Raw genomic sequence first — 21500 nt, 5'->3', positions numbered from 1 at the left:
CACGTATGCAGGCATTTTTATTATTGAGCGCGGCATCAGGAAATAGCGGCCTCTGAGCGCTCAGAACACCGCATACCATCCACCGCCTGTTTTATTAAACGCGCCGCTTTACCACTATCCGGTATGACCAATCCTCAGGGTGCCGCGGCTATGGTCAGAGCCGTCAGTATTAAAATAAGCGACGGACTCCTTCAACCGCTGCGCCTGTAGTTCCAGTTCACTTGCTGCGGCTACCGCCTGTTGAACCAGGGCGGTATTCTGCTGGGTGATCGAATCAATCTGAACAATCGACTCGTTGATATAGCTAATTCCTTTTCCTTGCTCGCTCGTCGCCGTAGAGATTTCCACCATGATATCAGCCACATGCTGTACGGCACTGACTACCTCTTTGATGCTGCCGTCAGCCACTTTGATTTTCGCCGAGCCGCTACTCACGCGAGAAACCGATTCTTCTATCAGGCTTTTTATCTCTCTGGCCGCCTGCGCACTACGCAGAGCAAGGCTTCGCACCTCTCCTGCCACGACGGCGAAACCACGCCCTTGCTCACCGGCACGCGCGGCTTCCACCGCCGCGTTCAGGGCAAGAATATTGGTTTGAAAGGCAATATTATTCACCACCTCGGTAATATTGGCGATTTTGTCGGAGCTTTCAGAAATACCATTCATCGTATCGTTAACTTCCTGCATCACCGCACCTCCCCGGGAGGCTATCTCAAGTGCGGAATGCGCCAGCTGGCGGGCCTGCTCGGTATTGTCAGCATTCTGTTTAACGGTGGAGGTAATTTCCTCCATGCTCGCCGACGTTTTCTCCAGAGAAGTGGCCTGCCGCTCCGTGTGCGACGACAACTCCACGTTACCGGCAATAATTTCGCCAGTACTGGCATTGATAGCCTCTGCTCCGGAACGAATATCTTCGATAACGGTGATTAGCTGTTCCCGCATCAAGCCTATCTCATGCAACAGGCTAATTTTGTCGCCAGGTAATGTAGTGACCGGATAAGATAAATTACCTGCTGCAATGCGTGCAGCGGCTTCTGCGGCGTAAGTAGGTTCGCCGCCAAGAGTACGTAAAATACTGCGATTTATATAGTAAACCAAAGATGAAAGCACAGCGCTAATTAATACAAAGACAATGACATTCTGATATAAAGAATAAGTAAACGCCTCATTAATATCATCAACATAAAGACCGGTGGTAATTATCCAGTCCCAGGGGGCGTAGGGTGAATTATAGGCCACTTTAGGTTGTGCAACGGTGGAGCCGGGGCGAGGAAAAGCGTAAGCAGTATAACCAGACTGGTTGTCTCTTGTTACAGTAACCATCTCTCTGAAAAGATAGACGCCATTCGCATCCTTAAAATCCTCGCCCTGTCCAACGAGTTTTTCATTTATTGGATGCATTAATACCCGAGCTTGAGAGTTTAGTATTGTGAAATATCCCGAATCGCCATAACGCAGGTCTTTTATGGCTTTCATTGCGCGCTGCTGTGCTTCACTCTGAGAAATCGACCCATTACTGGCTTGTTCGGCATTGGTTTTCACTACCCCCAACGCTAGCTGCGTAACGTGCATTAGCTCACTTTTTCTTAGCGATAGCTGATCCTGTTTGATTTTTACCGAACCATAAAGCAGCGTTCCTGCCAGACACAGCAAACTAATAATAAGCGGAAACCAAAGCCTCCTGGCGAGGGATATCTTCATTGGTTGATCACCTTTCATGAGATTATGTTATCAATTTTTTATGCCATACCCACCGCTTATGACACTATTTCAAATAAAATCAGTAATGCATTACCTTTTTAAATAGCAGAAAATACAAATCTTCCTTATATGCTTTTTAAGCATAAAAAAGATTATCCATTAATAAATCCGGTTTACTCGTTACCTGAGTCAATCGAATTAGGCACAGTGAAGAACAGAGGCATCCACCTTAGTCGTTAAGATTCAACACTATCACAGGGTTAAGGCAGCCTTCTCACGGAATGTTATAAATTTGATGCAGGCATCACTGATTTTTGAAAAGATAAGACTTGGGCGCAACACCTGTTCGGCACTGGAGTGATATCACGCCATACCAGAAAATACCGTAGAGCGCTATCTGCAGAAAAACACAACGCATTATCTACCGGGATAGGGTGCTCCCGGCAGTAAAAATACAGTTCTGAATTAATATTTGAAATATGATTATATGAATTAACTACCTATACCCAAAATAATTCGAGTTGCAGGACAACATGCAGGCATGTTGAACAACGCACCTGCAACTTGAAGTACGATGGGTATAAAAGCGAATTAGTTTGCTTTTTGTATCAGCAACGTCGCCTGACCAATATTATCATTACAATTATCGTCGCTGATATAGGCTATAAACGGTGAGCCAGAGGAATCCACAACAATCGGATTACTGGTAACAGAGACGCCCCAACGAGCATTCTTAAATCCACCTTGCACCATGACTGTATCAATAATGCAGCTATTACCTGAAGAGCGATTACAATTCATACTATTGGACACAAGAGATAAAACATATCTCCCTGGCTCTAAAGAAAACTTAGCTGACGTACCTGCCAGAGTATCAAGAGCAGGCGCTGTCAGACAATTCCTTTGAGGATCAATAGTTATGCTTGTCGCCGCTTCACTGACAAAAGAAATACATGCCAGCATGAATATGCCAATAGAGGTATTACGCATGATTAAATCTCCTGAAAATTATTGATAAATTAATGCAATTCCATTTCATTGAAAAAAACAATTTACTTTATAAAAACCACACATAAGGTGGTATTTTATGCTAATCCATTCAATAGAAAAATGTCAATATTCAGCATCTTGCTAAACCACATTTTAAGAAACAGGTCAATAGCTCACAATTATTTAAACCGGCACAGAAAGATTACTCTAACTTAAATTTCCTTAGCCCACACTGTCTTTTATCAAACAATATTCCCTTCGGAACCAGCTACAAAATATTTATTATTCACGAATCACAACATCAGCGAATAATATTATTAATTAATAATTATCCTGCGATATTTCTGGATGACCATCATTCTTTACGAAACACCGTCTGATAAAGTGGCTGTAATATCGTTGATGTTCTATTACGTGAAAAAGAGTGACGTATTCATGTACAAGGTTATATCGCAAAAGTTTTTTAGCCGAGAAAATAGCGGTTTCCACTCTCAAAAAACAGAACAGAAACCGCCATACGCATCAATTATTTATAAACAATCTCGCCTTTCGGCTCGTAATCTGCCGCCTGCAATGGAGAGTGTTTTTCGACGTACTGACGCAATACTTCCGCGTCCACAAAGCCGGTATTGACGTAGCTCGGCAGGTCGCTCAGTTTCGGGTAACCGTCACCGCCGGTGGCGTTAAAGCTCAGGGTGGAAATGCGGTAGACCTTGTCCGCCTGCAGCGGTTCGCCCTTGATCTTCACGTTCTTCACGCCGGTGCCGTCCGCTTCCAGGCTGACATTCAGGAACTGAGCATACGCGCCGGAATCCACCTTTTTATTGGCGACCACCGCCAGGTATTTTTCCACCTCGCTGCCTTTCAGGTCGGCGTATACCAGCGTGTTGCCGAACGGTTGTACCTTGAGCAGGGTCTTGTAAGTGATGTCGCCGGACTCAATCGAATCCCGCACGCCACCGCCGCTCATGACCCCGAAATCCGCTTTGGCCCGCTCCAGTTGGGCAGACAACAGCACCCGCGACAGGTTGGTTTGCACGAAACGAACCTTGTTGCGGTCGCCTTCCAGCCGACCATTCACGCTGCCCACTTTCACATCCAGTTGCGCCTTGCCCTTCTCCTGGAACGGCGTCAACAGTTTCATCATGTCCGGGTTCTGGCCGATTTCCTGGGTGTAGTACACGCGCTCGCTGCTGCCGTCGGCCTTCTCGACTTTCTTCTTCAGGTTGACTGGAATCAACTGGTAGTGCGCCAGCGTCAGCTCGCCGTTGCGGAAGGTAAAATCGGCGCGCCCCACGTATTTGCCCCACTCATGCGCCTGCACAATCCAGGTGCCGTTTTGGCGATCCGGCGCACAGGGCGTGCCGGGCACATAATCCACCTGTTTTTTATTCTCGCTGGCCATGCACACCGGGTCCTGCGAATGGCCGCCGACGATCATGTCGAGATATCCCGCAGGCAGGCTGCGCGCCATTTCCACATCGCCCGGCGCGTTGGAACCGTGATCGCCATTATCGTAGTGCCCCATGTGGGTTGCGGCGATGATGACATCCGGTTTCTCTTTTTTGCGCAGTTGTTCCACTACCTTTTTCGCCTCATCGGCCGGTTTGCGAAACTCGATGTCGTGGAAATACTCCGGATTGCCGATTTTGGCGGTGTCGTCAGTCGTCAGGCCGATAACGGCAATCTTGATCCCCTGACGGTCAAACAGCGTGTAAGGCTTGAACAATCGCTTTTTGGTACTTTTCTGGTAGATGTTGGCGGAAAGCAGCGGGAAATGCGCCCATTTTTCCTGCTGGCGCAATACCGTGAGCGGGTTGTCGAATTCATGGTTGCCGATGGCCATCGCGTCATAACCCACCAGGTTCATGCCGCGGAAGTCCGGCTCGGCGTCTTGCAGGTCGGATTCCGGCACCCCGGTGTTGATATCGCCGCCCGACAGCAGCAGTACGCTGCCCCCTTTGCCCGCCACTTCCTGACGAATCTGGTCCACCAGCGTTTTCTGCGCCGCCAGACCGTATTCGCCGTAATCGTTATGCCAGAAATGACCGTGGTGGTCATTGGTGTGCAAAATCGTGATGTTGTAGGTTTTATCTTTTTCCCATGCCAGTGCATAAGGCGACGACAGCGCCAGAGTTACCGCCATCAGGCATCCCAGATTTTTGACAGAAAAATGCATAACCACTCCCCGTAATAAAAATTCCTTATAGAATTGTTACATTAAACCTGTTGTGACGCGCACAAATTAACACAAATCAGGGCAGGATGGTTGACGTTATGATGAACCTGAGATGCCTCGTGTTATCGCAGAACGGCCATACTATCAGTCTGATAATCCGTAACTTGAATCATGGCAGGAATACCTGCGGATGCGGCTGGCGGGATTTCTCCGCAAACAGAGACTGAATTAGCTCTATATATCAACGATAAAAGCAATAATTTAACTGAAAATATGTGTTACACTATTTAAATGGATGAAAAACACCATTTTATGTCTCACTCTGCCCGTCTTCCTGACGGTTTTCCCCCTCTGACGTTGAATAGTGCCATCGGTATACGGATAGGGAACGGTTTGGGCCGGCAGGGTACATAAGCATTCAGGAGCCTCAACCCACTGACGGCTCAGGAATATCCGCTCATTCTCGTTACGCATGGCAAAGGAGTCGGAATGCATGATAATACCACCCCCTTAATCTCCACGATGGCCGTCGGTCTGGTGCTGGCTTTTCTGCTCGGCATCCTGGCCAACCGACTGCGTATTTCCCCGCTGGTCGGGTATCTGGTAGCCGGCGTGCTGGTCGGTCCTTTTACGCCGGGTTTTGTCGCCGATACCCAACTGGCGCCGGAAATTGCCGAACTGGGCGTGATTTTGCTGATGTTTGGCGTTGGGCTGCATTTTTCGCTGCGGGATTTGATGGCGGTGAAGTCGATCGCCATTCCCGGCGCGGTGGCGCAAATCATGATGGCGACCCTACTGGGCGCCGGACTATCGGCGCTGCTGGGATGGAGCCTGCCGGAGGGGTTGGTATTTGGTTTGTGTCTGTCCACCGCCAGTACCGTGGTGCTGCTGCGCGCGCTGGAAGAACGCCAGTTGATCGACAGTCAACGCGGACAAATTGCCATTGGCTGGTTGATTGTCGAAGATCTGGCGATGGTGCTGACGCTGGTGCTGCTGCCGGCCTTCGCCGACATGCTGAAAACCGATACCACCAACACCAGTAAGTTGCTGCAGGACCTGGCGATTACGCTTGGTAAAGTGGTGGCGTTCATTACGCTGATGGTGGTGGTGGGCCGGCGCGTGGTGCCGTGGGTGCTGGCGAAAAGCGCCAGTACCGGTTCACGCGAGCTGTTTACGCTGTCGGTGCTGGCGATGGCGCTCGGCATCGCGTTCGGCGCGGTCAAACTGTTTGACGTCTCGTTTGCGCTGGGCGCGTTTTTCGCCGGCATGGTGCTGAACGAGTCGGAGCTGAGCCAGCGCGCCGCGCACGACACCCTGCCGCTGCGTGATGCGTTCGCGGTGCTGTTCTTCGTTTCCGTCGGCATGCTGTTCGACCCGATGATCCTGGTGAGCGAACCGCTGGCTGTGCTGAGCACGCTGCTGATTATCGTGATTGGCAAGTCAATGGCCGCCTTTGTGCTGGTGCACATGTTCGGGCATTCCAAACGCACGGCGCTGACCATTTCCGTCAGCCTGGCGCAGATTGGCGAGTTCGCCTTTATCCTGGCCGGTCTTGGCATTTCGCTTGGCATGTTGTCGGAAAACGGCCGCAATCTGGTGCTGGCCGGCGCAATTTTGTCGATCATGCTCAACCCGCTGCTGTTCGCCCTGCTGGAGCGCTACCTAGCCAAGCACGAAACCATTGAAGAGCAGATCGTCGAAGAAGCGATCGAAGAGGAAAAACAGATCCCGGTTGACCTGTGCAATCATGCGTTACTGGTGGGTTATGGGCGCGTAGGCAGCCTGATCGGCGCCCGCTTGTATCAGGCTGGCGTACCGATGGTAGTGATTGAAACCTCGCGTGCTCGCGTCGATGCACTGCGCGAACAAGGCATCAAAACGGTGCTGGGCAACGCCACGCGACCCGATATCATGGACATCGCCCGTCTTGACTGCGCCTGTTGGCTGCTGCTGACCATCCCCAACGGCTACGAAGCCGGGGAAATTGTGGCGGCGGCGCGAGCGCGTCGCCCGGACCTGAAAATCATCGCCCGGGCTCACTATGACGATGAAGTGGCTTACATCACCGAACACGGCGCCGATCACGTGGTAATGGGCGAGCGGGAAATCGCCGAAACCATGATCACCATGCTGAACGTCGACGAGATCGTCGCCGCCAAAGCGTGCCCGCTCTAAACCGTCCCCCGTCAGGCGCCGCCGGCGCCTGACGTCACGAGCCGTACCGCCATCAATGACCGGCCTTACGCCGGCGCGTTCACCAACTGCGTCAGCAACGCAATGTGCTGCGGGTCGTCGTTCAGCGCCGGGATATAATGGAAAGACTCCCCGCCGGCATGCAGGAAAATCTCCCGATTCTGTTCTTTGATCTCTTCCAGCGTTTCCAGACAGTCGGCGGAAAAACCGGGGCAGATGACCTGAACCCGCTTCACCCCCTGCTTCGGCAACGCCTGCATGGTTTCATCGGTGTAAGGCGTCAGCCAGACTTCACGACCAAAGCGGGACTGGAAGGTCATCATCACCTGTTCCGGCGGCAAGCCGAGCGCAGCAGTCAACGCCTGAGCCGTAGCGGCGCAGCGTTCAGGATAATCATCGCCTTCATCGGCATAGCGCTGCGGAATGCCGTGGAATGAAATAACCAGCTTATCCGGCACGCCATGCTCCGCAAATGACTGTTCGACGCAGTGTTTCAGCGCCGCGATATACACCGGATGTTCGGCATAATCACGGATAAAACGAATGCCCGGCACCTGACGCCGGGTACTCAGCAGCTTCGCCAGGCCATCCCACACGGCGGCGGTCGTGGAGCAGGAATACTGCGGGTACATCGGCAACACCGTCACCTCGGTGACGCCCTGCGCCAGCAACGCATCCAGCGCGGACTGCAAGCTCGGGGAACCGTAGCTCATGCCCAACTCCACCGGCATATCCGGCAGATTCGCCGCCAGCGCCTGCTGCTGTCGGCGGCTGTAAACCAGCAGCGGCGATCCCGCCTCCATCCACACCGACTGATAGAGCTTCGCCACCCGCGGTGAACGGGTCGGCAGAATAATGCCGCGCAGGATGGCGCACCACAGCAGCCGGTTCAGATCCACAACGCGTTTATCACTCAGGAATTCGGCCAGATAACGTTTTACCGCCTGCGGCGTCGGTGCATCCGGCGTGCCCAGATTCACCATCAACACACCGCGTTTTTCTTTTTTCATCAACGTTTTCCTCTGCTGCCGCTTCGGCATCATCGTTTGGACGGGAACGGAGTGTCATTGTAGCGGAAACACCGCCGTGAAAAACCGGCTGGCAGCGTGGTTAACGCCGATACCAGCAATTGTCGGGAGCAATATAAAGAGGAGAAAACAGCGGAAGAGTGCGGGAAGAAGCGCCACCAGCCATGATGGCGCATCCGAAAGACGAAATCAGCCGAGAATACGGGCCAGCTCTGCGCTGACTTCGCTGACCTGGCGGGTGCCGTCAATCTTGTGGTAACGGGTGTGGTTAGCCGCGGCTTCCTGCTGATAGTAATTCACCAACGGCGCGGTCTGCTGATGGTATTCCACCAGACGTTTGCGTACGGTGTCTTCCTGATCATCTTTACGGATGGTCAGCTCTTCACCGGTGACGTCATCTTTGCCTTCCACTTTGGGCGGATTGAACTTCACGTGGTACACGCGACCGGAAGCCGCATGCACGCGACGGCCGATGATGCGCTCGACGATCAGCTCGTCAGGCACGTCGAACTCAATCACGTGATCAACATTAATGCCGGCTTCTTTCATCGCATCAGCCTGAGGAATGGTACGCGGGAAACCATCCAGCAGGAAACCATTGCGGCAGTCATCTTGTGCGATACGCTCTTTGACCAGGGCAATCACCAGTTCGTCTGTCACCAGTTTACCCGCATCCATGATTTCTTTTGCCTGCTTGCCCAGTTCACTACCGGCCTTTACCGCCGCACGCAGCATGTCGCCGGTGGAAATTTGCGGAATGCCATACTTCTCCATAATGAACTGAGCCTGAGTACCTTTGCCTGCGCCCGGAGCGCCCAGCAGAATAATACGCATTGCGTAATTCCCCTTGCTATGTAGTTTTTTTAAAAAAAATTTGAAAAACGCTAAACCATACCATTCCGGAAGAGCTTCCTCAAGGAACGGGCTCGGTTCAGCGGGCGCGGTACTACTGAAATCTGTGATGGCGTATGACTTTTCAGCCGACTCTGAGAGTGTAGACGACGAATCGGCAACCTGGGAGTTACCAGTCGTTAACATCAGGGTAAATATATGCAGAAGCAGTATAAAAAACGCCCCGGCAAGCCGGAGCGTTCAGCCTCATCATGATAAGCAGAATCAGGCAGTCAGCAGCTGGTTCATTCGACGGATAAACTGGTTAGGATCTTCCAGCGTGCCGCGCTCGGCAAACAGCGCCTGATCCAACAGCAGTTCCACCCACTCGCCGAACTGCGCGTCATCCTGCGTATCGGCGGCGCGTTTTACCAGCGCATGTTCCGGGTTCAGTTCGAAAATGTACTTCACTTCCGGCGCCTGTTGGCCCGCAGCGGCGAACAGCTTCGCCATCTGGGTGCTCATGTCGTTGGCGTCAGTGGTGACGATCGCCGGCGTGTCGGTCAGACGGTGCGTCAGGCGCACCTCTTTCACACGCTCGCCCAGCAGCGTCTTGACGCGATCGACAAACGGCTCCAGCGCCTTCTCCGCTTCTTTCTGCGACTCGTCAGCCTCGTCCGCCAGTTTGTCCAGCGACTCGTCGGCCTTGCTGACCGACTGGAAGGACTTGCCGTCGAACTCGGTCAGGTAGCTCATCATCCATTCGTCGATACGATCGGAGAGCAGCAGCACTTCGATGCCTTTCTTGCGGAACAGCTCCAGATGCGGGCTACTCTTGGCGGCGGCATAGCTGTCGGCGGTGATGTAATAGATCTTATCCTGACCTTCCACCATGCGGCTGATGTAGTCGTCCAGCGACACGCTCTGCTCATCGCTGTCGTTATGGGTGGTGGCGAAACGCAGCAGTTTGGCGATAGTTTCACGGTTGCTGCTATCTTCCGCCGGACCTTCCTTCAGCACCAGACCGAACTGGCGCCAGAAAGTCTGGTATTTTTCGCTGTCGTCTTTGGCCAGTTTTTCCAGCATCTGCAGCACACGCTTGGTCAACGCGGTACGCAGGCTCTGCGTTACGCGGTTGTCCTGCAGAATTTCACGGGAGACGTTGAGCGGCAGGTCGTTGGAGTCGATCAGACCGCGTACAAAACGCAGGTAGTTCGGCATGAACTGTTCGGCATCGTCCATAATGAACACGCGCTGCACGTACAGTTTCAGACCATGTTTGTGATCGCGGTTCCACATGTCCCACGGCGCCTGGGAAGGAATGTACAACAGGCTGGTGTATTCCTGCTTCCCTTCCACCCGATTGTGGCTCCAGCTCAATGGGTCGGTAAAGTCATGGGCGATGTGTTTGTAAAACTCGTGGTACTCGTCGTCGCTGATGTCAGACTTGCTGCGGGTCCACAGCGCCTGGGCTTTGTTGATCTTCTCCCAGGTGACGGTCTCTTCCCCGCCCTCTTCTTCGCTTTCAGTACGGGATTCGATTTCCACCGGCAACGCGATGTGATCGGAATATTTGCTGATCACCGAGCGCACACGCCAGTTGTCGAGGAACTCATCCTCGCCTTCGCGCAGGTGCAGGGTGATTTCGGTGCCGCGTTCCGCTCTGGCGATATCGGCGATGGTGTATTCGCCTTCACCGGCGGATTCCCAGAACACGCCCTGATCGGCGCTGGCGCCCGCTACGCGGGTTTTCACCGTCACCTTATCGGCAACGATAAACGCGGAATAGAAACCGACCCCGAACTGGCCGATCAACTGGCTGTCTTTCGCCTGATCGGAACCGAGAGACTCCAGAAACGCCTTGGTACCGGATTTGGCAATGGTACCCAGGTTGTCAATCACGTCATCGCGGCTCATGCCGATGCCGTTATCGCTAATGGTCAGGGTCCGCTGTTCCTTATTGATCGATACCCGAACGCGCAACTCGCCGTCGCCTTCATACAGATCCGGCGTAGACAGCGCGCGAAAGCGCAATTTATCCGCCGCATCGGATGCGTTGGAGATCAATTCGCGCAGGAACACTTCTTTATTGGAATACAGCGAATGGATCATCAGGTGCAGCAGTTGCTTCACTTCGGACTGGAAGCCGCGGGTCTCTTGGCCTTTCATACTCATTATTACTTCCCTCAATACGTATTTATTCAGGCTGATTCAACGGAGGATAAGCAACAGATGGGGATAACCCGATGGGGTTTCAAGGGGGGGAACTGCAATTGACTACACCGACAATTTGTCTACACCAACAATTTGTCGACATATGCAATTTGACGACATAAACAATGTCGGTGATATATCGGCCGCCGACAGGCGGCCGCAGAAATCAGAACCGGATGGGGTGTCGCCCGGCCAGCGAGTGAGACAGCGTGGTGCCGTCCACCATTTCCAGCTCGCCGCCCACCGGTACGCCGTGAGCGATACGGCTGGCCATTACTCCATGCTCGGCGCACAGCTCGGCGATGTAGTTGGCCGTTGCATCGCCTTCCACCGTCGGGTTGGTCGCCAGAATCACTTCACTGATGGTTTCCGTCGCCAGACGCTCTTCCAGTCGATCCAGCCCGATATCGCCGGGACCGATGCCATCCAGCGGCGACAGGTGGCCCATCAGCACAAAATAACGACCGGCGAACTGCCCGGTCTGCTCGATGGCATGAATATCCGCCGGGCTTTCCACCACACAAATCTGGCCGTTCTGCTGGCGACGCGGATTGGCGCAGATGGTGCAAACCTCCTGCTCGGTAAAGGTCCGGCAGTCGGCGCAGTGGCCAATCTCCGACATAGCGCGGGTGAGCGCCTGCGCCAGACGCATACCGCCGCTGCGATCGCGCTGCAACAGATGAAACGCCATACGCTGCGCCGATTTTGGCCCCACGCCGGGTAAACAGCGCAGCGCCTCCATCAGCGATTCAAGAAGCGGGCTGGTTTGCATCAGAACGGCATCTTGAAGCCGGGCGGCAGCGGAATACCGCTGGAAACCGACGCCATTTTTTCCTGCTGGACTTCGGCGATACGCCGCGCCGCATCATTGAAAGCCGCCGCAATCAGGTCTTCCAGCATCTCTTTGTCGTCTTCCATCAGACTAGGGTCGATTTCAACACGACGGCAGTTGTGGGCGCCATTAATGGTCACCTTCACCAGCCCGGCGCCCGATTCCCCGGTCACTTCCAGATTGGCAATCTCTTCCTGCGCCTTCTGCATTTTTTCCTGCATCTGCTGAGCTTGCTTCATCAGATTGCCTAAACCGCCTTTACCAAACATATCGTTCTCTCTACCACTTCGGGCTGCCGGCAGGCAGCGGGTTAAACGGGGCGGATACTCTCTTCGTCCAGTTCCGCATCAAAGAAACGCCGTAGCGTTTGAATATTATTATCAGCCATGATGGACTGGCGCGCCTGCGCCAGCTTCTCTTCATAAATGGCCTGACGCCACTCCAGCGGCGTACGGACCGCCGGCGTATCGTCTTCGGTGACAGTCAGGCTGATCGGACGCCCGTAGTGCGTCGCCAGCGCCTCCGACAGCGTTTTCTGCGCCGCCGCCGAATTCAGATGGCGCTGGGAAGAGCGCAAATGCAGGTGAATCGCTCCCTCCTCCGCCATCTCTTTAAACGCATTAAGCGCCAGCTGTTGTACCAGCTTAGGCAACGTCAGACGATCGATTTCCGCCGCCCAGGCATCGCGTTCGATAGCTTCCACCGCCAGCCGCGCCGCCAATTCCGGCGTCTTTTCATATTCCAGCGCCGAGCGTAGCGCCTTGGGCGTAGTCACCGGCGCCGTTTCAACCCGCTCGGCTTTCTTCTGCGCCCGCCAGCGATAAGCCTCCTGCTTTTTCTGCTCTTCCTGCGCCACGGCTTTGGCCGCCATTTGCTGCTGACCACGCTCGGTCACCGAAGCCAGCCGCTCCAGCGCCGAGTTTACCGGCCGCGTTTTTCCTGACGCCGCCGGTTCAGTCTTTTTTGTCGGGGTATTTCCCTGTCGGCTCAGCAACTGGCTGCGCGCCTGCAGCAACTGTGCGGTCGCATCCGGCAAATTGCCGTCCGGAGCTGGCACTGGCGGCGATTCGCTGCCCGTTGCCGGAATAGGTCTGGCCGCCGGTTCATCGCCGGATGCGGCAGGCATCGCGCTGGATCTAACCGATGGCGGCACACGCGCCGGTTCGGAGGGTAACGGCGCACTCGCCGCAGGCGCCGCGGATGGCGCGCTGACCGGAACCGGTTCGGCGATCGTCTGGCTGGGATGAAACGCCAGCGCCCGCAACAGGGTCATTTCCACGCCCATACGGCGATCCGGCGCGTACGGCAACTCCTTGCGCCCCACCAGCAGCGTCTGATAGTAGAGCTGCACCTCGGCAGGCGGGATCACCCGCGCCAGTTCACGCAACCGGGGCGCGACCTGATTGTATTCTTCACCCAACGCGGAAGGCAGCAACTGCAGCATGGCAATCCGGTGCAGCAGCGTCAGGGTTTCCACCAGCAGCGCTTCCCAGTCGACGCCGCGCGACGCCGCCTGCCCCATCAGCGCCATGACACCGGCGCCATCGCCTTTCACCAGCGCTTCAATCAACGCCAGCGGCTGCTCATCATCCAGCGTGCCCAGCATCTGGCTGACGGCGGCGGCGGTGACCTGCCCTTGCCCCATGGCGATAGCCTGATCGGTCAGGCTCAGCGCATCGCGCAGGCTGCCATCGGCGGCGCGGGCCAGCAATTGCAGCGCGCGCGGTTCCGAAGCCAGTTGTTCCTGCTCCAGCACCTGTTGCAAATGCTGACGAATCTGCTCGGCATCAAGCGCTTTGAGATGAAACTGCAAGCAGCGGGACAGAATCGTCACCGGCAGTTTTTGCGGATCGGTGGTCGCCAGCAGGAATTTCACATGCGGCGGCGGCTCTTCCAGCGTTTTCAGCAACGCGTTGAAGCTGTGGCGGGAGAGCATGTGCACTTCGTCGATCAGGTAAACCTTGAAGCGGCCGCGGGCCGGAGCGTATTGCACGTTATCCAGCAAATCGCGGGTATCTTCCACTTTGGTGCGGGATGCAGCGTCAATCTCGATCAGGTCGACGAATCGTCCCTGTTCGATTTCCCGGCAGGTATCGCACTGGCCGCAGGGCGTAGCCGTGATCCCGGTTTCGCAATTCAGCCCTTTCGCCAGTAAACGGGCGATAGTCGTCTTGCCTACGCCCCGTGTACCGGAAAACAGGTAAGCATGATGGATACGGCCTAACGAAAGACCATTGGCTAACGCCGTCAGGACATGTTCCTGTCCTACCACGTCGGCAAAGGTTTGGGGACGCCACTTACGGGCAAGAACCTGATAGCTCATCAATACCGCAGCAGTTGAGTTATTGAGGAGGTGATGCTAACACAGTCTCGCCGCCATCGGCGAGACTGCCGTCATCAATGGCCGGGGAAATCGACCAGGCTGTAGCAGGCGATGCCCATGCTTTCGAGGCGCTGCTGTCCACCGAGGTCAAAGAGATTGATGATGAAAGCGGCGTCGGCAACCTGACCGCCGAGACGACGAATCAGTTTGACGGTCGCTTCAATCGTACCGCCGGTCGCCAGCAGATCGTCCACCACCAGCACCTTGTCGCTGGCGGTAATGGAATCGGCGTGAATTTCCAGCGTATCGCTGCCGTATTCCAGTTCATAGCTTTCGCTCAGCGTCGCGCGCGGCAATTTGCCCGGCTTGCGCACCGGAACAAATCCGACGCCCAACGCCAGCGCCACCGGCGCCCCAAACAGGAAACCACGCGCTTCGGTACCGACAACTTTGGTAATGCCGGCGTCCTGATAGCGTTTAACCAGCATGTCGATGCTCGCCGAATAGGCCTGCGGATTTTCCAGCAGGCTGGTCACATCACGAAACAGTATGCCCGGCTTGGGGTAATCCGGAATACTCTTGATACTGTTTTTAATCAATTCTGGCTGCTGAGTTGCGGTCATAATGTTGTGCCTGATAAAACCTTATATTCACTGAACACCGCCACGGACCTTCGCCATGCCGCCCGCAGGCGTTGGCGATAAAAAATACGGTGGCGGCTCGCGCACGAAAACGCTCAAATCTAGTCAAACTGACCGGCAAATGCAACCGGCCTACGCAGATCCGCCTGTTTTTATCGCAGGCTATTGCTTCGGATCAATAACCGGCAAACGCAGCATAAAGGTTAGCAACGCGACCAGAATCACCAGCAGCAGGCCCCTGACCCAGGTAATATCCACCAGCCACAATGACAAGGCAAAAGTCGCGATAATCACCAGCACCGCCTTGGTTTTGACGCCCGGCGGCAGCGCGCGATGCTGCTGCCAGTGGCGCAAATAGCCGCCGAACCAGGAGCGGTATAGCAGCCAATAGTGGAAACGCGGCGAGGAGCGGGCAAAACACCAGGCGGCCAGCAGCAGAAACGGCGTGGTCGGCAACAACGGCAACACCACGCCCAACGCCGCCAGCACTACCGCCAGCCACCCCACGACTATCAGCACCACTCGATACATCTTGCCCCCATTACGTTTCCATACGAACGTTCATTTCCAGACAGCTCACCCGAGCCGGGCCGCAGCAGACCCGATCGCAATCCACAGGAATCGTTGTATCATACCGCCACGTTAACTCAATCCGTCCGCCGTACATGTTTGATCATTCCATTCTCGACCCCATTCATGCTTTCCTCACCGCCGCTACGCCAGATGAGTGGATCGACGAAGCGCGCAAGCCGGAAAATCTGCCGGTATTGCTGCGCGATCATCTGGTATGCGAACTGAAAGCCGCTCAGAGCGCGCTGTTTCTGATCCGTCGTTATGCGGTGGATCAGGAGAGCCGGCATCAATTGCAGGACTGGATTGCCCCATACGAGAGTTTCGCTTTCCGACAGGTGGGCGACATGCAGACGCTGAAAGCAGGCGGGCAAATTACCCGTCAGATTACCGCCCGCGCCGGCTGCCACTATAGTCAGGACATGATCGATAAAATGGTGATGTTGATCCGCGAAGAGCTGCACCATTTCTATCAGGTGCTGGAAGTCATGGAGCAAAAGGGCATTCCTTACCAGAACGTGCCCGCCAGCCGCTACGCCCGCGGCATGACGCAACACATGAAATCACACGAGCCGGATGCGCTGGTGGACAAACTGATCATCGGCGCCTTTATCGAAGCGCGTTCCTGCGAGCGCTTCGCCAGACTGGCGCCGCATCTGGAAGAAGACGTGCGCAAATTCTACATTTCATTGCTGCGTTCCGAAGCCCGCCACTATCAGGATTATCTGGCGCTGGCGGAACAGATCGCCGGTAAGGATATTACCGCGCGCGTCGCCTTTTTTGCGCAAACAGAAGCACAGCTGATTACCAGCCCGGACAACGATTTCAAATTCCACAGCGGCAAACCGGCGTTCAGCACCCACTGAACCGGCCCGTGATTCCACATACCGCGGCTTACGGATGCCGCGGTCGACCGACGGAGGAAACGCCATGGAAACACAGGCACTGCTGGCCGTGCTGGCGCGCCAGATTGATACGCTGGCGCGGGATGTCGAGCCGATTGCCGCGCGACAGGCGCCCCGGTCGCGTTTTGATCGCCAGTTGTTCAGTTGCTACGGCACCCGACTGGGCGATTATCTCGACGAGATCCGCCATAACTACCAACATCTGCAGCAATATGTACAGGAACAGCGCCTGGATCGGGTGGCGTTCATGGCGGAAAAACTGCTGACGCAAATGACGGCGCTGCAGCGGGAACTGGCAACCCAACCGCTGCGGGAGCAGGAACCCGCGACGCCGGCGCCGCAGGACCGGTACCAGAAACTGGCGGAATATCAGGGTTATGAGCGTCGACTGCTGGCGATGATTCAGGATCGGGAAAGCTTGCTGGCGACCCAAAGCCAACTCAGCGAGCAGCAACGCCTACAACGCGAGCTGGCGGCGCTGGAAGGCCGACTGGCCCGCTGCCGTCAGGCGCTGTCGCGGCTGGAGCGTCAGATTGAACGTCAGGAGCAGGGGTTTTGACCTTTCGTGATCCTCATTCACTATTCTCTGCTATGTTTTAGAAAAAACAGAACAGGATCGGAGTGAGGTAGAAGAATCATGTCGCTGGAAAATGAAACGCCAGAAATCAAACTGGCGGTCGATCTCATTATGCTGTTGGAAGACAACCAGATAGCGCCGAAGGTGGTGTTGGCGGCGCTGGAAATCGTACGCCGGGACTACCAGTTGAAGGCCGACGCCCCACCCCACCAGACGCCCGCCTAACGCCGGAGCAGGCATTCCCGCTCCGGCGCATATTCCCCACAACGTTATTTAGCGGGTTTCCATCGCATCCTGCGGCGGAGTCAGTACGCGGGACACTTCCTGTATCTCGTTGCCCTGCGCGTTGTGCAGGTGTACTTCCAACTGGTTGAAGGCGATGTCGATATTGTTTTCGCGGCACAGACGATCGATGGTGCGATTCAGTTCATCGACGGTGTAGCTGCGGTCCCGCAGTTCCCGCACGTACAAACGCAGTTCGTGATCCAGCGAGCTTGGGCCGAACGACAGGAAAAACACCTGCGGTTCCGGGTCGGTCATCACGCGTGGATTATCGCGCGCCGCCTGCAGCAATACCTCTTTCACCTTGTCCAGATCGGAACCGTAAGCAACGCCGATACGAATCAGGACACGCGTGATGGTGTCCGACAGTGACCAGTTGATCAGACGTTCGGTGACAAACGCCTTGTTGGGAATGATGACTTCCTTGCGGTCAAAATCGGTAATCGTGGTGGCGCGGATACGGATCTTGCTGACCGAACCGGAGAACGTACCGATAGTGATGGTGTCGCCGATACGCACCGGTCGTTCGAACAGGATAATCAGGCCCGACACGAAGTTGGCGAAGATCTCCTGCAAACCAAAGCCCAACCCCACCGATAATGCCGCCACCAACCACTGCAACTTATCCCAGGAAACCCCGAGCGAGCTCAGTGACGTGACCGCACCGACGGCGGTAATCAGATAGGTCAGCACGGTAGTGATGGCATAAGACGTGCCTTGCCGCAGTTGCAGACGCGACAGCACCAGCACCTCCAGCAAACCTGGCAGGTTGCGGGTCATCACATAGGCCACGCCGCCAATCACCATCGCCACCAACAGGTTGCCTAGCGTAACCGGCTGCAATACGGCGCCGCTGGCATTCGTTGTGCTGTAATGCCACAGCGTGATGCTGTCCAGATAAGAGAACACGGTCACCAGATCGGCCCAGATCCAGTAAAACGCGCCGGAGAACGCCAGAAACAGCACCATGGTGGTCAGGCGCAAAGATTGCTGGCTGATCTGCTCCAGCGCCAGCGGCGCTTCCGGCACCGGTTCGCTGCCCTCCGCCCCTTCTTTGACCAGATTCTGGCGTCGCGCCACCGCGCGGCGATACGCCAGACGGCGGGCCGCGACGCTTAAACCGCGAATAGTGGCGAAATAGACGATATTCCAGACGATCAACAGATACAGGCTGTCGATCCAGCGGCTGGCCAGTCGCAGCGTGGTATAGAAAAACCCGTTCAGCATCAGCCCAATCAGAAACAGCGGCATGGCGGCCATCATGGTCACCACGATCAACTGCACCGTATGACGTTCTTTTTCCCGCCAGCAGTCGCGGCATACCGGGAACACCAGAATGGTCAGCAACAGCAGGTTACAGACGATAATGATCTGCCCGATGACGTCATCCACCAGGTACAGCGGCGCTTTCTCGCCCACCACCGACCAGAACATCAGCGGCAGCAGCGCGCCGCCGAGTCGCAACGTCTGACGCCGGTAATGCGCGCAGCGGTACGCTGGAATATTGAAGTGGCGCTCGCTCAGGCTGCCCGGCTTGAGACTAAACCAGGCGGTGGCGAACACCATCCAGAACAACGCCAGATTTTCGCTCAGCAGCCAGGCGAAGCTGCTGAGCTGGCTATCCGTCCGCTTCAAGCATAGCCCCAGCGACAAAATCACCAGCACGCCCGGCAACGTGCGTAAAATCAACAGCAGAATGGCTTTCGGCGTATGCAACTGGCTGTCGCGCTTGAGTTGCCCGACATCGTCCGCCAGCTTGCTCATATAGCTATCGATGCTTTTTCGCCGCCACAGCAACAGGCAGACCATTATCAGTGCCGGGATGATCAGCAACAGCGAATTCATGACCCCCTGGCCCAGTTGTACGCCTTTCAGGTTGAAATGCAGGTTTTTTACCTGCTGTTTCAGTGTCGATGGCAGATCCTTCAGCCAGTTCCAGTCCATCGGTTTATTGCTGCTGACCCAGAAGATTTGCTGAGTCAGCGTACGTTGCAGCGAGTCATTCACGCTCATCAGTTGCTGGCGGCTGATTTGCAGGTTAATCGCCAGCATCAGCTGATTGCCAAGCTGCTTATTGAGCTGGTCGAGCAGTTCGCGGCGCATGTCCAGGATCTGCTCCAGCGCATCGGTAACTTCGGCATCCACCGTGGCATTGCTGTGAACAACCAGTTGCTGGATATATTCATCGCCACGGAACAACACATCGCGTTGCTGGTTGATATCAAACTGTTCCAGACGCAAATCGGCGATTTGGGTGCTGATGTTGCCCATCGCATCGGCCGATGGCAGATTTTGCTGTTGTTGATAAAGAATGCGCGACAGCAACAGACTGCCTTTCAGCACCGTAATCTGTTCTTTCAGGTTGCGTTCCGACTGCGTGGCCCGATCCAGCCAGTTTTTTACCTGAATGCTCTCCTGAACCAGCGTATTGCCTGCTTCGGTCGCTTTGATCAAACGTTGGCTGAGCTGACGGTTGGTATCCATCTCCGCTTTGACCAGCGGGTTCTCCTGAATACGCTGCAACTCATCCGAATTCTGCGCTTCCTTGGCGGTTTTCTCCGACAGGTTGAGGCGCTTGTTGTTGATAACGCCCTGCAACGTCTGCACCATGTGTTCCAGTTGGCCGATCTGCGCGGCGGTGTAATCCCGCTGCTTCTGCAGCAGATCCTGCATGGTGGTGTTCACTTCCAGACTTTTGCGCTGCTGCTCCATTTGCAGCCCGACCAGCGCCTGCTCCGCCTGCAGCAAAATCTGCTGACTCGGCCGCAGCGGCTCCTGCGACGGGTCAAGTCCACTGAGCTGGGTACGCAGTTGCTGGCTGCGTTGCGAAGCGGCATACAACGCGCTCTGCACCCGCTCTGGCTGGGTCTGCAACGAAATCAGCTGGCTATTGTAGGTAGAGAGGTTTTCCTGCGCGGACTGCAAATCATCCAGCGTTTCATTCAGGCGGGCTTCCAGCTGTTTTAGCGACAGCGACTCCAGCGATGGCTGAGACACCGGCGCAGTGCCCCCCAGCGACACCAGATCTTCATTCACCTGCTTCAGCTTGGCCGGCGCCTGCGCCGCCTGCTGCTTCAACTGGCTGGTTTCCTGCCTGACCCGGTCGATAGAGTCCAGCACATCCAGCGTTTGGGTTAAATCCTGCTGGGTCAGCTTGTCTACCGAGGTCAGACTTTTTTGTTTGTTGAGGGTATCCAGCCGATTCTGAATCTCATTCCGGGTCGGCAAATCGCTACCGGCGGCAAGCGCCGGCCACTGCGGCATCAACCCGAGCAGAAACACCCAGATATACGGCAGGCTACGGCGAACAGAATCATAAAGGAAAGAACGGAAAAGAACGGTAAACGAACCAGAAACGGCGAAACAGCGACTCATGATGCATCATCGGTTTTACAGAGATGGCGCAGTTTATCACGTCTGCCGGAAGACAAGGTATGCCGGGCTGCATTTATGCGTATCAGGCTTCTGAGCTACCGTTCTGGCGTAAGGCCTGACTGCCGCGCAACATATCGATAAGCCCATCGACCAGATACGGCGCTTCGTTTTTCAGATCGAAACTTTCCGGCAGGAACAGCCAGTTTTCCATGATACCCGACAGATAAGCGCGCATATAAGCGCGCATGGCTACCGCTGCACGCCGGGGATTTACGTCCATCGGCAACATCCCCTGCCGAATGCAGTTCATCAGCGAGGCTTCTATTTTATCGTAGCAGTCGAAATACAGATCCTTACGGCCATTGAATGTCGGCAGCATTTCGCCGACAAACTCGCATTTATGGAATATGATCTCCATCATCGAGCGCCATTCAATATCTGACTCGGTCAATCTCAACATATAAATCAGCAGCTCTCTGAGCACATGCAGTGGATCATCAGGAAATTTTGCCTGATACTCAGTTTCGAAATCAGAAATTTTGGCTTCTGATCGCGCCCATATCTCATCAAACAGTTCAGCTTTGTTTTTAAAGTGCCAGTAAATAGCACCGCGGGTCACGCCGGCGGCAGTCGCAATATCGGACAATGATGTTGAGGAAACGCCATGCTCGGAAAACAGACGCAGCGCTGCGTCCATAATCTGAAGTTTGGTCTCATGAGCCTGTTGTTTGGTTTTTCGTGCCATAGCGCCGACTTTCAAGGGAAGCGAGATTTACATACATTCACGGATGTATGTAACATAGCACGAGCCTGAATTTATCGCAGCAATGGGTTTAAAAGCTTGTGATCCATTGGTCAA

17 protein-coding genes and 1 other annotated feature are annotated in these 21500 nt (G+C 55.0%); of the genes, 4 read left to right on the top strand and 13 right to left on the bottom strand.

What is annotated here, in order from left to right:
* Nucleotides 1–114 precede the first annotated feature (114 nt).
* The 3 genes from DXX3274_RS06275 to ushA form a co-directional block, all read right to left on the bottom strand.
* Nucleotides 115–1701 (bottom strand): methyl-accepting chemotaxis protein, encoded by a 1587-nt coding sequence (locus DXX3274_RS06275; protein WP_042859100.1) that lies wholly within the window; start codon nt 1699–1701, stop codon nt 115–117.
* Between the two features lie 591 nt (nt 1702–2292).
* The gene (locus DXX3274_RS22695) at nt 2293–2691 is read right to left on the bottom strand and encodes a hypothetical protein (RefSeq protein WP_071603919.1); all 399 of its coding nucleotides are present in this window, start codon (nt 2689–2691) and stop codon (nt 2293–2295) included.
* Between the two features lie 526 nt (nt 2692–3217).
* Complete coding sequence (gene ushA / locus DXX3274_RS06270) at nt 3218–4870, bottom strand: bifunctional UDP-sugar hydrolase/5'-nucleotidase UshA (protein ID WP_042859099.1); 1653 nt, start codon at nt 4868–4870, stop codon at nt 3218–3220.
* 489 nt (nt 4871–5359) lie between these two features.
* Here ushA and ybaL point away from each other — a divergent pair, with 489 nt between their 5' ends.
* Complete coding sequence (gene ybaL, locus DXX3274_RS06265) at nt 5360–7045, top strand: YbaL family putative K(+) efflux transporter (RefSeq protein WP_042859098.1); 1686 nt, start codon at nt 5360–5362, stop codon at nt 7043–7045.
* A 65-nt stretch (nt 7046–7110) separates the two neighbouring features.
* On the opposite strand, the gene hemH is transcribed toward ybaL, so the two are convergent.
* From hemH to DXX3274_RS06225, 8 genes are all read right to left on the bottom strand, one after another.
* A complete protein-coding gene (hemH, locus tag DXX3274_RS06260) occupies nt 7111–8073 on the bottom strand; it encodes a ferrochelatase (protein ID WP_042859097.1) in 963 nt (320 codons plus the stop codon).
* Nucleotides 8074–8280: 207 nt separating this feature from the next.
* Entirely contained in the window at nt 8281–8925 is a 645-nt protein-coding gene (adk, locus tag DXX3274_RS06255; protein ID WP_038661156.1) for an adenylate kinase, read from the bottom strand.
* Nucleotides 8926–9207: 282 nt separating this feature from the next.
* Nucleotides 9208–11091: a molecular chaperone HtpG gene (gene htpG / locus DXX3274_RS06250; RefSeq protein WP_193747075.1), complete on the bottom strand. Its 1884-nt coding sequence runs from the start codon at nt 11089–11091 to the stop codon at nt 9208–9210.
* A gap of 211 nt (nt 11092–11302) precedes the next feature.
* A complete protein-coding gene (recR, locus tag DXX3274_RS06245) occupies nt 11303–11908 on the bottom strand; it encodes a recombination mediator RecR (protein WP_038661158.1) in 606 nt (201 codons plus the stop codon).
* Nucleotides 11908–12237 (bottom strand): YbaB/EbfC family nucleoid-associated protein, encoded by a 330-nt coding sequence (locus DXX3274_RS06240; protein ID WP_016942050.1) that lies wholly within the window; start codon nt 12235–12237, stop codon nt 11908–11910. The genes recR and DXX3274_RS06240 overlap by 1 nt, the downstream gene beginning before the upstream one ends.
* 41 nt (nt 12238–12278) lie before the next feature.
* Entirely contained in the window at nt 12279–14291 is a 2013-nt protein-coding gene (gene dnaX, locus DXX3274_RS06235; RefSeq protein WP_042859095.1) for a DNA polymerase III subunit gamma/tau, read from the bottom strand.
* Nucleotides 12888–12952, bottom strand: a sequence feature (DnaX frameshifting element). It overlaps the preceding gene by 65 nt.
* A 74-nt stretch (nt 14292–14365) precedes the next feature.
* The gene (gene apt / locus DXX3274_RS06230) at nt 14366–14914 is read right to left on the bottom strand and encodes an adenine phosphoribosyltransferase (RefSeq protein WP_038661165.1); all 549 of its coding nucleotides are present in this window, start codon (nt 14912–14914) and stop codon (nt 14366–14368) included.
* A gap of 180 nt (nt 14915–15094) precedes the next feature.
* Nucleotides 15095–15463 carry a DUF454 family protein gene (locus tag DXX3274_RS06225; RefSeq protein ID WP_042859094.1) on the bottom strand — a complete coding sequence of 123 codons (369 nt, stop codon included), beginning with the start codon at nt 15461–15463 and terminating at the stop codon, nt 15095–15097.
* Between the two features lie 134 nt (nt 15464–15597).
* Between DXX3274_RS06225 and DXX3274_RS06220 the strand changes: the two genes are divergently transcribed.
* The 3 genes from DXX3274_RS06220 to rsmS all read left to right on the top strand — a co-directional run bounded on the left by DXX3274_RS06220 (nt 15598) and on the right by rsmS (nt 17209).
* Nucleotides 15598–16368 (top strand): tRNA-(ms[2]io[6]A)-hydroxylase, encoded by a 771-nt coding sequence (locus DXX3274_RS06220; RefSeq protein WP_042859093.1) that lies wholly within the window; start codon nt 15598–15600, stop codon nt 16366–16368.
* A gap of 64 nt (nt 16369–16432) precedes the next feature.
* Entirely contained in the window at nt 16433–16966 is a 534-nt protein-coding gene (priC, locus tag DXX3274_RS06215) for a primosomal replication protein PriC (RefSeq protein ID WP_038918206.1), read from the top strand.
* A gap of 78 nt (nt 16967–17044) precedes the next feature.
* Nucleotides 17045–17209: a pleiotropic regulatory protein RsmS gene (gene rsmS, locus DXX3274_RS22690; RefSeq protein ID WP_071603918.1), complete on the top strand. Its 165-nt coding sequence runs from the start codon at nt 17045–17047 to the stop codon at nt 17207–17209.
* A 48-nt stretch (nt 17210–17257) separates the two neighbouring features.
* Here the strand turns inward: rsmS and mscK are convergent, their stop codons facing one another.
* Together mscK and acrR are read right to left on the bottom strand one after the other, a co-directional pair.
* A complete protein-coding gene (gene mscK / locus DXX3274_RS06210; protein WP_042859092.1) occupies nt 17258–20641 on the bottom strand; it encodes a mechanosensitive channel MscK in 3384 nt (1127 codons plus the stop codon).
* 82 nt (nt 20642–20723) lie between these two features.
* Entirely contained in the window at nt 20724–21386 is a 663-nt protein-coding gene (acrR, locus tag DXX3274_RS06205) for a multidrug efflux transporter transcriptional repressor AcrR (RefSeq protein WP_042859091.1), read from the bottom strand.
* Nucleotides 21387–21500 lie beyond the last annotated feature (114 nt).

Source organism: Dickeya sp. NCPPB 3274, from assembly GCF_000406205.1.
Classification (GTDB): Bacteria; Pseudomonadota; Gammaproteobacteria; order Enterobacterales; family Enterobacteriaceae; genus Dickeya; species Dickeya fangzhongdai.
Note: the sequence above shows the minus strand (reverse complement) of the source record. Positions and strands in the feature narration are given on the sequence as shown.